Source organism: Trinickia sp. LjRoot230, from assembly GCF_964253315.1.
Taxonomy (GTDB): Bacteria; Pseudomonadota; Gammaproteobacteria; order Burkholderiales; family Burkholderiaceae; genus Trinickia.
The window spans coordinates 342,415-355,650 of the sequence record NZ_CAXUQX020000002.1 but is presented as its reverse complement, the minus strand read 5'-3'; the positions used below and the strand labels follow the sequence as shown (position 1 = coordinate 355,650).

Annotated in this window: 9 protein-coding genes; 3 read left to right on the top strand and 6 right to left on the bottom strand. The window is 59.2% G+C overall.

What is annotated here, in order from left to right; translation table 11 throughout:
• The first annotated feature begins 65 nt into the window (after positions 1-65).
• A complete protein-coding gene (locus ACSQ20_RS20645) occupies positions 66-518 on the top strand; it encodes a lytic transglycosylase domain-containing protein (protein WP_436023741.1) in 453 nt (150 codons plus the stop codon).
• Between the two features lie 49 nt (positions 519-567).
• Here ACSQ20_RS20645 and ACSQ20_RS20640 read toward each other — a convergent pair.
• From ACSQ20_RS20640 to ACSQ20_RS20630, 3 genes are all read right to left on the bottom strand, one after another.
• Positions 568-1,562, bottom strand: a protein-coding gene (locus ACSQ20_RS20640; protein ID WP_436023739.1) for an IS630 family transposase whose coding sequence is annotated in 2 segments (ribosomal slippage) — positions 568-1,097 and positions 1,097-1,562 — 996 coding nt in all. Because the reading frame shifts where the segments join, the coding sequence is not laid out codon by codon here.
• A gap of 154 nt (positions 1,563-1,716) precedes the next feature.
• Positions 1,717-2,316, bottom strand: a complete 600-nt coding sequence (locus tag ACSQ20_RS20635) for a hypothetical protein (protein ID WP_436023737.1) — start codon at positions 2,314-2,316, stop codon at positions 1,717-1,719.
• A 194-nt stretch (positions 2,317-2,510) separates the two neighbouring features.
• Positions 2,511-4,991, bottom strand: a complete 2,481-nt coding sequence (locus tag ACSQ20_RS20630) for a hypothetical protein (protein WP_436023735.1) — start codon at positions 4,989-4,991, stop codon at positions 2,511-2,513.
• Positions 4,992-5,624: 633 nt separating this feature from the next.
• Between ACSQ20_RS20630 and ACSQ20_RS20625 the strand changes: the two genes are divergently transcribed.
• The gene (locus tag ACSQ20_RS20625) at positions 5,625-6,473 is read left to right on the top strand and encodes a helix-turn-helix transcriptional regulator (RefSeq protein WP_436023733.1); all 849 of its coding nucleotides are present in this window, start codon (positions 5,625-5,627) and stop codon (positions 6,471-6,473) included.
• A gap of 136 nt (positions 6,474-6,609) precedes the next feature.
• Complete coding sequence (locus ACSQ20_RS20620; RefSeq protein ID WP_436023731.1) at positions 6,610-7,524, top strand: helix-turn-helix transcriptional regulator; 915 nt, start codon at positions 6,610-6,612, stop codon at positions 7,522-7,524.
• 112 nt (positions 7,525-7,636) lie between these two features.
• Here the strand turns inward: ACSQ20_RS20620 and ACSQ20_RS20615 are convergent, their stop codons facing one another.
• The 3 genes from ACSQ20_RS20615 to ACSQ20_RS20605 all read right to left on the bottom strand — a co-directional run bounded on the left by ACSQ20_RS20615 (position 7,637) and on the right by ACSQ20_RS20605 (position 13,179).
• On the bottom strand, positions 7,637-7,933 hold the full coding sequence (locus ACSQ20_RS20615; RefSeq protein ID WP_436023729.1) for a hypothetical protein: 297 nt from the start codon (positions 7,931-7,933) through the stop codon (positions 7,637-7,639).
• Between the two features lie 1,004 nt (positions 7,934-8,937).
• Complete coding sequence (locus ACSQ20_RS20610) at positions 8,938-12,414, bottom strand: autotransporter (protein WP_436023727.1); 3,477 nt, start codon at positions 12,412-12,414, stop codon at positions 8,938-8,940.
• Positions 12,415-12,561: 147 nt separating this feature from the next.
• Complete coding sequence (locus tag ACSQ20_RS20605; protein WP_436023725.1) at positions 12,562-13,179, bottom strand: GNAT family N-acetyltransferase; 618 nt, start codon at positions 13,177-13,179, stop codon at positions 12,562-12,564.
• Positions 13,180-13,236: the final 57 nt, after the last annotated feature.

The window sequence follows — 13,236 nt, the reverse complement described above, 5'->3', positions numbered from 1 at the left end:
CCAATCCATGCACCCGCGGCGCTCGCGCACTGCTGCCTGCCGCTATCGTTGCATTCGCTTGCGCAATGAGCGGTTCAGCGAGCGCGCAGACGACCGATTGCTTCGACGCCGCGGCTGCCTATCAGCATGTCAACCCGATGGTGCTGCGTGCCATCGCCTGGCAGGAGTCGCACAACCGAGCCAATGCCACGCATGCGAATGCGAACGGATCGGTCGACTACGGGGTCATGCAGATCAATACGATCCACCTTCCGACACTCTCCAAATATGGCATCGGCCGCCAAGAGCTGATGTCGCCTTGCAAGAACATCTTTATTGCGGCATGGCAACTGCGCCGCCAGATACTGAAGTACGGTAATACGTGGGCCGCGATCGGCGCTTATCATTCGGCCACGCCAGCGTTGCGCGATCAGTACGCTCGTCAGATCGCGGCTATCCTGCGGCGTTGGGGTGCGCTCTCGGATAAACGTCCCACAGAGGTGGCTGATCGGGCGGGGCCGGGGGCTGCGGTGGAGTGACACTGGTGTGTGAGGGGGCTAGCTATTGAGACTTCCATAATTCATGACATCACCACAGCGTAGCCTGCATCCAACAAGCGGCAATAATCGAAGGTCGCTTTTGAGCGCTCTTAAGCTTGTTGCGGGCGCTCGCGTGCAGTTCGCTAAGGTCATTGGGGCAGTAGTTGGCCAGCGCGTGGCGCTTCAACCAAGCCCACAGGTATTCGACCGGGTTCATGTCCGGCGCATACGGCGGCAGGAACGCGATCTGGATGTGTCCTTTCAAGCTGTCCAGGTACTCGCGCACCAAACGACTGCGATGCGCCTTCAGGCCATCCCAGATCACCAGCAGAGGCTGCTTCAAGTGGGCCTTGAGCGCTTTGAGGAATTCGACGATCTCTTCCTTCTTGATGCTGCCCTCGTGCAGGCGGAACAAACAGTTGGTGCGCGTGAGCCCGGCGATGACCGAGACGTGATTCCAGTTGAAGTGAAACTGGATGATGGGCGTCTGTCCCTTGGGTGCCCAGGTACGGACTCTGGTCGGGCGCTCGCTGATACCAGACTCGTCCACGAAGACAATTAGTCGGCCTTCTCGTCGGGCTTTTTTTTAAGGGCCGGCCAGGTGCGACGCTTCCAGTTGCGCACGGCATCCTCGTTGCGCTCAATGGCCCGCTTCTCTGGCTTTTGCGGACTAAAGCCCAGCGAACCCAGGATGCGCCAAACTTGCGTCTGGCCAAAGCGAACGCCGTGCATGCGCTCGATGACTGCGCCCACACGCTTGAGAGTCCACAGTTCAGTGCCAAATCCATGCTCGACGGGGCTTTGTAGCAGGGCGGCGCGAACAACCGCCAACTGTTGCTCATCGAGTTGGGCCGGACGCCCTCGCTCGGGCACCTCTCGCAGGGCATCGATGCCGCCTTCATCGAGCAGCCGCTTCCATGAGTACACCGTCTGCCGAGCAACGCCCACAGCCAACGCCACCTCGGCGCAGCCCTTGCCCGCCAGCAGCAGCCGACCAGCCTTCAATCGCTTCTTTGCTGCTTCGCTCAATCGCCTTTGCGCCATGCCAACTTGTCTCCAAGATCGCCCAGGAGGTATAACGCTTGAGACGCTCAACGGTTGTCATGATTTTAGGAAATATCAATAGTTTGGCAATTGGTTAGTACAACTTACCGAACCACGTGTGGTTGCGTGCACAACCAAGTCGAGGCGATGGCGATCAGCGGGTTTCAGGCCGAAAGCCTGCAGCCTCAATGGCTGCGTCGATTGCGGCGTTTTCCTCGTCGCTGAGATATGCGCGAGCCACGTGCAGCGTCGCATAGATCTCGATAAGTTCCGTCGGAACGGGTTGATTTGCCTTTCTATATGGGGTGATAGCCGCCAAAAGCACGTCGACAGTTGCCCGATAACGCAGGTAGCGATCATTGGTCAGCGGACCATCGACGTCGTCGTTGGAAAAGGTATGGACTTCTACGATGAACTTGATACGTAGGGCGACCGTCTTCAGTAACACCATCTGCTGACTGTACGGAACGCTTTCGATCGTTGGCCATGGCGGAGCCCCCCACGTTTGTTGACCGAGTGCCGTGCGCACACCATCGAGCGTCGTCACCGTGTCGACGTGCACGGCCAATATGTCTGCCATCGGCGCGGAAAACACCGGCGCTGTGCCCCGTGGTTTGGCGTCGCCCGGTTCCAACTTCTGCAGAGCCGCGTTCTGCGCGGCAGGGGTGGCGGTTCCTGCTGCCTCGCCTGCGCCCTTGATTTCCTCTGGTTGGCCAGGTTCAGGTGTACCGGGGCCACCAACGCGATTTATCATGCCCGTTCCTCCTGTTCCTTCGTCCCCAAAAAAACGTACGGCCGAGCCACTCCCCTCGATCAAGCTGCCAAGAGCCGATGGGGCGACATCGGGTGGGGCGGTGGAATAATTTTAGTAGTTGTGCGCGCAACTAATTGATAAGCACAGCGCATTGCGGTAAAGTTGCGGGCACAACCAAGTAGAGTTGGTGGAAGTTAGCGCGTCTCGGGCCTAAGGCCCACTGCTTCGATGGCGGCGTCGACTGCCGCGTTTTCCTCGTCGCTGAGGAATGCTCGAGCGTTATGCAACGCCTGGTTCAGATCCAAGAGGTGGTCCGGATCGGGTTGGTTTGCGTTTCTGGACGCAACGAGAGCGGGCAACAGGACGTTGGCCATCTGCTGATAGCGGCGGTAGCGGTCATTGGTCAGCGGTTGGTCGCCATCGACGTTGGACAGCGTATGGATTTCCGCCGCCAGATTTTTCAGTATCTGATGGCGCGTTGGTGGATCGGTTACACCCAGCGCGACTTGGAGGCGTCTATCAAACTCGCGCAACGACGCGGTGTACCTTGATTCGCTTCCATCGCTTGGCATATACGGCTCGAGCGACTTGGCGAACTCCATGCGCTGTTCTTGTGTCGGCAGGCTTTCGGCGGCCTCGAGTAATGTCGCGAGCGCGGCATTCCGCGCCGGCCCGGGCGGCAGCGTGTCGATACCCAGGACCAGCCCCTGCGTGATCATGTGCCGCTGCTGATCATTGAACCTGTTGCTTGCTCTGGCGAGCACGATTGCCCGGCTAACGTCGGGCTCTATCTGGTCCGATAGCGAGAAACGCTGCTGGCCGAGAATATGGAGTAACGTGGCTTTCTCGTGTGGTGGCAGCTTTGCTATGTCGGCGAAGAGATTGCCGACATGAGCCATCTGAAATTCAAGGGACGTTTTCCCGAACGTCAGTACCAATCCGCCGAGCCCCATACAATAGTCTTCGGCAGTGATAGATTCTTTGCGTAGCGCGTCGCTAAGGTCTCTGGATAGGCGTTTGAAGGCCGCATCTTGATCCTTCGGCTCAAGCTCCTTGATCATATGCGGCAACATCTTGAGAACCGGGCCTTGATCTACCGAGTCCGGCATACCGCTCGTTGTGTTGAGAATTTCTCGCATCACGCCAATACGATCGCCCGCTGGTTCGATGAACCTCATATGCAGACCGATTGTATGGAGCAGCTCGATCTGCTGACTGTGCGGGATACCTGCGATCGTTGGCCCGGACGTTGACGTTGACCGACCGAGTAGTGCGCGCACGTCATCGAGTGTCCTGACGGCGTTTGCTTTCTCGGCCAATATATCGCCAGTGGTCGCGAGGTCTTTCCCAGCCATAAACGCCGTAAACGCTTCGATTGCCTCGTTTTCCTCGGGGCGGAGGAGGTCTACTCGAGCGTTGTCCAACGTCTCATTGATTTTCGAGATGTACAGCGGCACGGTCTGGTTTGCTTTAATGTCCGAGGCCGAAAATGACGACATCGCGTCGCACAGCTGCCGATAACGGGTATAACGATCATTGGATAGCGGACAGTTGGTGGCATCGACGTTGGAAAGATTGCGCAACTCCATGGCGAGGCCTAGCAGCATCTGATAGCGCAACGGGAGTTCGGTGACATTCAGGGCAGTTTTGAACGTTTTGTCAAACTTCTGCACGAGCGCCGCGTACGCTTGCGAGGTTTCATCAATGGGCATAACCGGTTGCAGCGAGTAGGCGAATGCCATGCGCTGTTCCATTGCTGGCAGCTCTTCGGCGGCGTCAAGTAGCGTCATGACGGCGGCATCCGCAGCGGCCCTAGGTCGCAGCGCGCCGACACCCCGGACGAGTCCACTGCAGATCATGCCTCGGTGCTCATTATTGAAATGGTCGCTTGCCCAGGCGAGGACGATCGCGCGGCTGACCTCGGGCTTTATCTCGTCCGATAGCGAGAAGTGCTCCGTGCCGAGAACATAGAGCGCCGCGGCTTGTAGGTCTGGTGGCAGATTTGCTATGTCTCCCAAGAGTTTCCCAATGTGCGCCCGCTGAAATGTAGGAGACATTTTCTCAAATGCTTCTATCAGGCCACTGAATCCCACAGTGTAGTCGGCCGCATCGATCGAGTTCTTGCGTTGCGCCGCATTAAGTTCCTTGGACAAAAGTCTGAAGGCCGTTTCTTGATCCTTCGCGTCGAGGTCTTTGATCGCAAGCGGCAACAAACTGAGAACCGGGCCGCGATCTACCGTGTCCGGCATATCCCTCGTTGTGTTGAGGATCTCTCGCATCACCGTAGTACGATCCGCCGCTGGTTCGATGAACCCCATGTGTAGACCGATTGTATGGAGCAGTTCGATCTGCTGACTGAACGGGACACTTGCGATCGTTGGCCCGGACGGCATTGACGTTGATCGACCGAGTAGTGTGCGCACGTCATCGAGTGTCCTGACGGCGTTTGCTTTCTCGGCCAATATATCGCCAGTGGTCGCGCGGTCTTTCCCAGCCGCAAACGTCGGCGCTCTATTTTTCGGCTGAGCGCTATCCGCTCGAAGTTGTCCAAAATTGTGGTTCGACGACTGCTGAGTTGCGCTTCCGTCGATGCTGCCGGTTACCGCCGCTCCATCGACTCCATCTGGACGCTCCGGTTGATTTGCGCCAGCGCCGCCGCCAATACGATCTATCATGTCCGTCGCTCCAGTGAAGACGCGGTCATGTTAAGCCGGCTCGATGCGCAACGCGCTTGACGATACGAACGTCATAAAGCGTACGCGAACTTTGCAGTTCGATCGAAGCTGACAATCGACTGTCGGCTACCGACAGTTCCGCCATCCCCAAAAAACGTAGGATCGGGCCACTCACCTCGACCAAGCTGACGAGAGCCTATGCATTGCACGCCATGCGTGTTTCCTAAAATGTCATTGAGGCAATGCATCTGGCTTCGAAAACGCGTAGTGACCTTGCTGCAAACTAGTTGTTTGTGCAACTATCTGGCATATCATGCGCGCTTCGATTCGTAGTCGACGATTCGACTCGCGAGACCACCACGATGTTCGGGCGACAACAAGAAGTGCGCGAAAAAGAAGGAAGGGAACGCACGGTGCACAAGTTCACGCCTGGCCGTCCATTGATTTGCTGGTCCGCTGTTGCGACGAAGAAGAATTGCCACGAAATAGTCACAAAGTAATCATAGAAACGGGAAAACCGTAATCGGCTTGTGGGAAGGCGGTCTTGGCGCAAATGGCCTGCGCCGCGGCGCCGCTGTGCCCAGCGGATGAAAAGGGGACGGGGAATGCAACTCTTATTGCGGGTGGAAACGAATGATGAGCGGGACAAAGAAGCACCGCGCCGTCGTAGTCATGTTTGGGGACAGGCAACTCGACAGCGTCCCCGTGCAGGCGCGACTTCACGGATCATATCCGGTCAGCGGCGCCGCCACGCCCGCGCTACTGACGGACCTCGGGCGCTGCGAAGATTTGGTCGCTCGCCGCAACTTCACCAGCGCCACCATTCATAAGGCAGGCTTCGACTGGCTCTGCTATTGGCTCATACAGCGCGTGGGCGAACGCGTGAGCTCTCTCGCATGGTTTGATACCTATTCGCCACCCGGATGGGCCGAGCGGTTCAACCGCGACGCGTTTTTCGACACCGATCCGCGAATTGCGTTCGCCTGCCGGTTCGATTGGCCGCTCGCGTGGGATCTCGATTCGCTGTTTGCCAATCCTGAAAACAAAGTGAACGCTGCTGCTGCCAAGCGGTTCGTATCGAGCGCGATCCAGTTTGGTGCGCATAGCGGCGTCACTTTCGGTTTGCCGACTGCTCGTCCGTTCGAGCATGCCGTCGTCACGCTTTCGAGTGCTCAACCCAACCGCCGCTGGATTACCGATGCAACGATCGGCGAAGCCTATGCGATTGGTGTGTCGCTGCATTCGTTCATCGAACCCCGCATCGGTCGGCTATTGCCCGAGTGGGAGACATCGAAGCCGACCGACGTGCAACGCAGCATGCTCCGTTGCGTCGCCCAAGGGCTGAGCAATCGTGAGATCGCGGAGCGCATGACGATGTCGGTGCACACCGTTGCCTATCACCTTCGACAACTCGAAAAGCGGTTTGACGCACAAAACCGGGTTCAACTGGCCTATATCGCGGGCCGGATTCTCGACGAATAAAAAAAGACGGTCATCACCATACCAATATTCCGGGACGTTATCCCGGAAAAATACAACCACTCAGTACGGGGTACGCTGTCGCATCGAGTGATGCGTGGGGGAATGTCGTTTTCCGCTGCAATGATGAGGAGCTCGAATGTCGTACCAAGACACAGCAAGAGAGTCCACGGACTTTCTCGTACACGATCGGGTGGATACGGCGGTTCTCGAACGCGCAGACGAGTTCGATACACCGGCCGTGCGCCCGGGTCCTGAAATCTGCTACGTCGACGAGACGGAAATTGCGTCGATGATCCGTGGCGACGAGTTGGGGCGGGAAACCGATATCGCCGTGGAGCTTGGTGCGGCGCGTAACGCCGAGGAGCGCGTGCGGCTCGTTCGTACGCTGTTGCGCATGCTCGGCTATAGCGGCCTCGCTTATCTTGCCGTCAAGATGGATAAGCTCGGTCGCCCGGAGCGCGTCTACGTTTTGCGCAATTACATGACGACGAACATCGCCACGCAGATGCTCGAGGCCGGTTTTCTCGAACGCGAAAGCGATCTTCATGGTGCGCTGACCAGCGACGTTCCGCAGGTATGGGACCTGAAGAGTCTCGTGACGGCATGGCGCGAAAGTGGCGATTACGCGCGTGGTCAGCAGCTGGCCGATCAAATGCGCGACAAAGGCGTATGCAGCGGGCTGAGCTTCGGCGTGTCGATTACGCATACGACCATCCGCTCGATCGTCAGCTTTACGTCGCCGCGTCATAACGCGGCATGGATCAACGATAACGTGGTGGCGCAGTCGCTCGCGTTGGGCTTGTCGTTGCACCAACGGTGCTCGGCCTATATCAAGGCCGTGCGCAGGCGCGAGACAGCGGGCGTGCTGTCGCAGTTGCAGCAGCGCATTTTGAGTCTGCTCGTACTCGGGCTTTCCGATAAGGAAATTGCAATTCGTCTCGACACGACTGCGCATAACGTTGACTATCACTTGCGGCAATTGCGCGATAAATATAAAGCGCTCAATCGCAGCCATCTGGCTTTTGTGGCAGCTCAGACGCAGGGCGTTTGAGGGCGGGCTACTGTCGGGGCGTCAGTCAACAAACACAAACGAACGGAACGGCCGCCGGAGTCGGCGGCCGCCAGAGGCTACACCTGCCGAGCGCTCTCGAACGAGTCGTGTTTTACGCTGCGCCGCGGCTATCGAAATACGCCATAGCTTGCTCATGAGCTGCGCTTATCGATGCCATGTTGGGCGCATCCGGGTGTGCGCTGCGTGTGCTCTGGAGCATCATTTCCATATACCTCATGTCGACTTGAGCGCGCTGCGCGTCGTCGCCGAGGCCAAAAAATGCGCGCCAGTCGTTTTTTGCCGGTTTGTCGTCGTCTTCGTCGACGATTTCGGCATCGACGATGCCCTCTTCGTCAGGCTCCGCGGTACGCGTGGCCGGGGGGCCGGAGGGGACCTGATTGATGACCACATCGCGAACTCGTTGAGAACCGGCCTTGCCCGTTGCGTCTGCCTGAGGTTTCCACGTTGGCGTTGGCGTTGCTGCTGCGGTCGCGACTGGGCCCCTTCCATGCGCAAAGCGCGGCGTGCCTGTGTTTGTGGCACTGGCCGTTTGGGGGGCGGCGCTCTGCTGCCCGCTTGTGGTGGGGTTCCACGCGTTAGTCTGCTGAGGCCACCAGAGCGGAGAAACGTAAGGTATGTAAGGCATCCCCGATTGGTACATGTTCGGAACCCAGCCGCCGTCCGGGGTCCACATGGGTCCCATACCGGAACCCATGCCCCATGGCATCGGAGGGATATAAGACGGACCGGCGTACGCTGCTTGGGCAGCCCGGTTTTGCCTCGTGTTATCGCTGGATTGGGGCGATGTCGCTCCGTACATTTGCTCAAAGCGCGCCGCATTTTTTTGGGCGTCACGATGGAATCCGATCCCGAACAAGGCAAATGGCAGGAATGCCGAGCCCAATGCCAGTGCGACTCCGGCAGCCATCATTTTCTGCGCTTTTGAGCCGAAAACGTCCGGCGGTGCCGGCTGTGGCTGGACGGTTTGATCGTAGCGCACCGTGTAGGGTCCCCCTGCGGGAGGATCGCCGGGGTTGCCACTATGCTGAGTTGCGCCGGGGTACGGCTGCTGCCAACTGGTATGTCCGCCGCGCTGTTGGCCCGTCAAGTTGGAGACGCTCTCCGTTATGCGTTGACGGACCCGCTGTGCGCTGTCTCCGAGCGAGCGCAGGCCGTCGATCAGCGGACTGGAAGACTGAGCGCGCGCGTATCCGTGCGCCTGCCCGGTGCCAAATCCATTCCCGTTTGGCGTACCCCATGACGGCTGCGATGCCGGATCGATGCCATTGATTCTGGCCATGCGCTCTCCATTTGCTTGCTAACCAATGATGAGAACGATTGTCGCGCCGGCAACGCGCATTGTGATGGTGCAGTGCGAACCGTGCACTGACCAAACGAACTCGGCAGCGGTGTTCACGAGCCAGAGGAAGGACCGTCGAGCGCTTCCAGTGCATTAAATGGGGCATTTTCCGCCACAATCTCGCGATCGCCCGTTGCACTCATACGCGTGTTGAACTGCAACATCATGCTTGGCCCAAAACTACGGGCACGCGTATTGCGCTCCCGTACCTTCAGTTCGACGAGCAGCCACGAGGCGCGATTGCCGAGCAACTGTTCTTTTCGCGCTTCGAACGCCGCTTTGACGCGCGGGTCATGATCCGACTGCGCGACAAGCATCGCGTTCGCTTCCAGCTGCTCGGCTACTTCGCGACGTAGCCGATATCGCTTCACATAGGAGAGATGCGGCCCACGATTGACGTCGACATCGGCGAGATGCGCATCAATGCGCTGGCCCGCGCGTGCGATTTTTTCCCGGCGACTGACAGACGTATGTTGACCATGCTTGCCCGCGCCTGAAGCCTGCGCCGAGAAAAGCCTGAGCAATTCACCGCGAGAGGATTGAACGGAACGCATGTACGCGTCAGCGTTTAGGTATTCGATATCGAGTACACAGGCGCGGTGGTTGAGCTTGTCGCCCCCTTCCCATACCAGTTGCACCTTCGCCGACTGATTGCGCTCATCGAGTTTCATCGACCATGCTGGGGCATCGATCGACATCAGTCCTACGCTGTGGCGGCCGTTCGACGACACCGGATGCGCGACGCTCGGCGCAATGCCGGTGCGCGCCTGCCATGAAGCACCGAGGCTCACACGATGCTGCTCTACTTGGAGCATGCCGGTACGCTCGACCGAGTCCATCGTCTGACGCGAGCGTTGCCAGCCGGCGCCGATCGAAGGCCCCGCACGAAAAGTCAGTTCGCCAGGATCTGTGGGTTGGCGAGCGCCGAACTTGGGCAACGCAACTGTGGCGTTCGCATCGACGGTCAGCCCGTGGCGTCGGGTGACGGTCTCGCTTTCCGTCCAACTCACCGAGACGTCGGGATCAGCCCAATAACGCTGCGCGAACCGATTCCACACGCCGTTCGATCCATCATCGTGCGCTTGTTGAGCCTCAGCAAAAAAATGGTCGACGATTTCACTCAATTTCGCTTGCATCGCTTTGTCGTCATAGCCGGTTCCATCAGCATTGAGCCGTCTCGCCACGCGTATCGATACGCCACGAGGCTGGCTAAGCTCGCGTCCGTGCAGCGTGACGTTTGTCACGATACCGGCGCGAAGAACCGTGAAGTCGACGTCGATGTCATAACCGACGAGCAAGCCAGCGCCGAAATGACGCTGCCGCGTTTCTGTCGTGCCCGCGAAGATTTCGGCGCAGTGCGTCGTGCGACTGATCACAACGTCGGCCGCACGCGTGCGCAAAGCACGGACATCGAGGCGCGGCGAGATCGGCAGCGCTGCGCCGTTGATGAGCAGCTGCGTCGAGCCGCTCAGGCCTCGCGTGCTGATGCCCTGGTGCCCCCCATCGCTCAAGTGCAGGCGATGGCCCGATTGCAGTCCTTCGACCACTTCCTTGAGCGTCGCATGTACTCCGTCGATGCTTTGTGCGTCTTTGACGCTCGTCGACGGGTGCGCCAGCGACATCAGATCTTCAATGAGCGGCCAAAATGCGTCATCGTCTGGCACGCCGGCCACTTTGCCCCACGCTGCGAGCCGCTCGATGCTGAACGATTGACGCGCTATCCGGCTAAACGGTTTGATATCGACCAATTCTTCGCCGGTCCTGCTTTGCCATTGAGCTGTAGCGTCGAGCATGCGTTCGATTTTGCGCGACATGCGTACGCTTTGCTTGCCTGTGCTGCTCGAGGCCGCCAATTGTTCGGCGATTTCGCGCGCGCGCTTCGCAATCGCGGCGAGTGCTGCCGCATTGGGCCGCCCGTTCGCGAAGCCGCCGCGTTCGAGCCAGATTTGCAGCGCGGCAAGCTCCACGACCGACTGTTGTGCTCGTGCATGCGTGATCAACGCGGATGGACGCATTGCCGACATCCGCATCAGCCGCCACATGGCCTGGCGCATCGTTTCGCGTACCCGGCCTTCGCGCGAGTCATCGTACTGCGCGCCGATTCGTTTCGTCGCGCGCTCGGCCATTTTGCGCGGCACATGGGCGTGAGCCAATACGGAGGACGAGTCCCAACCGATGCTTCGGTCGAAATCGGGTTGCGTCTCGGCCATTTTGTCGCGCAATGCGGCTTGCTCGTGCGCGATCGTTTTGCGCGGTACACCGCGGGTGCCCAGACGCAATGCCGATAGGGCGGACCCGCTCGTACCGCGGAAGACGCGGGGAATGCGCGATTTCCAGCGCGGTTCTTCGACGCGCGGAATCGTCTGAGTCAGAAACTTGTATAGGCGTTCGCGCGCTTGCGCGAGGTCGCTTCCGCGGTTGTCCTCACGAAAACCTTGTCGCCACGCTAATAACGCGCCACATTGGTCCGCTGTTAGCGAATCCGGGCCATCCTCGAGCAACGACACCGCTGCGTCGAATGCGCGCTTGGCAAGGGCGGTTGGCCCGGGCTCGATTGCGGCTAAACGCGATTGGCGCAAAAGGCCCATTCTCGCGGCGATGGCACCGGGCGAGTAATCGTGAATCGACCGCGCGCGCAACTCCTCTTCGGAATAGTCGAGCGCTGCGCCACTTTCGAGCAGCGTTTTCAGCGCTAACCGATGCATGTCGTTAGGGAACGGCATGCCTTCGTTCACACGCAGGCGTTCAAGTATCGAAAAACCACCGCTCGAGCGTGCAAGCAGATTGACGACATGCCAGGCACGGCGTTCACCGTGGTCTGCAAAGACGCGAGTGTGCGGGCGATCGAAATCGAGCTGGCCAATGCGCCGCAGCGTGTCATTGGCCGATGCAGTCTCGGTTGCTCCGGCTTCCCGTAGAGCTTCGATCAGCAAAAGCGCCCGCGATGCGGCCACCGACGGCGTTTCGCCCGTTGACGCGATGTCATACAGGTGGAAGGCAAGGGCGTCGATGTCTTTCGCGTAACCGGACGAACTCGTGAACACTTGCTCTGCGCGGGCAAGCACGTCGCGTTGTTTGCTGGCCGAATCTGATATCCACAAAGCAGGCTTCGCTGGTTTGCCGACACTCGCTTCTTGCTGCCGTGTCGCTTGCGGCGCGCGCACGCGCGCGATGGCAGCCGTCACGAGTTGTCCCGATCGCTTGCGTGGTTTTGCATGTTTCGGCAAAGCGGAAGCGGCATACACATGCGGGGTATCGCGTTCGTGATCATGCCGCGTGAAATGCGAGGGGCTCGACGATCGTCCGTATCGACTGTGCTGAGAGACGGCGCTGTTCAGGTCGACATGACGCGCTTGAAACGCCTTCTTCGAGCGTGCAAATGCCAGCTTGAGCCGCCGCAGCGGCTCGCTCGCGCTGATCGGCGCTGAGGGCGCAGGCGTACCGCCATCTACGTGCGGCTTTTCCGGCGCGTGATCGTACGCGACGACAACGAACGGCAGTGGCTGATCGACGCGGCGGTGTTTCCCCATTGCAATGCGAGAGAGTGAATCTGCATTGCACTATGGCGTTCGGATGTGACAAGCAATGTCACGCGAGACGCATCGGCGCGAAGTCATGCCTTCGAATACGAAGCGCGAGATACGCGCTTGGCATTTTCAACGTGTCGAATGCACACGCTATCGCGATGCCTGTTGTCCTTCCTCGGCTGCGAGCCATGTGGTCGCCGGAGTAGGCTTGGGTAGGCGGATGGTTCGTGTCATCGCATACAAGTAGCTGTCGCCGGCGATCAGACCGATGTTCGGACGCGATTCATAATTCGTCAGCTTCGCCTCGAGCGTAAAGCCAAGCTTTTCCATGAAGCTTTGCGCGGGCCCATCGGTTGCACAGCATGCAGTGACGCGATAGATAGATGGTTGCGCGATCAACCATTTCAGCATGCGGCGCAACATCTTGACCCACGCGCGACGGCGGCGTGTGCCTCCCACGCGGCTCGTGATCAAGCCGATTTCCGCACGTGGCGGCCGCGGCTCGAGTTGGAACAGGCCCGCGAGCTTACCGGTCGCTTTGTCCGCGAGCACCCAGCGCAGCATCGTGCCGCTTTCCCATCCTTGCTTCGATTCTTCAATGTATTCGAGGGTGTCGCTCAGTTCCGCATGGCGCGGAAAGGGCAGAAACCGCATGGTTTCCACATCGCTGAACATTTCATCGAAGAGCGCCTGCGCATCGTCCGGGGTGGGCGGACGCAGAAACAGTTCGTCCGTCTCGATCAGTTGGGGGGCGCGAAAGGGAAGCATCTGACGACTCCTACGAATCACCGGGGTTTGATTGTGCCCGGTGCGCGCGTAAGCTGT